Origin of the sequence: Vibrio sp. 10N.222.55.C6 (genome assembly GCF_041473395.1) — a bacterium.
In the GTDB taxonomy this organism is placed as follows: Bacteria; Pseudomonadota; Gammaproteobacteria; order Enterobacterales; family Vibrionaceae; genus Vibrio; species Vibrio crassostreae_C.
On record NZ_JBFRSD010000969.1, the window covers coordinates 1 to 373 of the forward strand.

Consider the following 373-nt stretch of genomic DNA (forward strand, 5'->3'; position numbering starts at 1 on the left):
CAGCAATAACCCCTGATAAATATGAATTTATCGCGACCAGCGATCGAGTTGATAGGGGCGTCAGTACATCCCAATTATCCTACGAAAATGGGCAATATATTCTCGACTGTGAACTTAAAGAGTCGGAGTATCCGTGGCCTTATTGCGGCCTATCGATTCGTATCAACCCAGACATTACCACTGGCCTTGACCTTTCGCAGTACCACACCTTTAGAGTCAATATTGATTACCATGCGGAGGCCGATTCTAGCGGTCGTTTGCGAACTTACCTGCGTAATTACAATCCTGCTTATTCGGTTCCTGATGACGAGTACACGCATAAGTACAACGGAATGGAGTTTTCTCCTGGCGTGGATGGTGGTGTGATTGCTGT

1 pseudogene is annotated in these 373 nt (G+C 46.4%); it reads left to right on the forward strand.

Features of this window, described 5'->3' with window-relative positions:
- Positions 1-373, forward strand: a pseudogene (locus AB4486_RS27105) (GGDEF domain-containing protein); the annotation flags it as partial.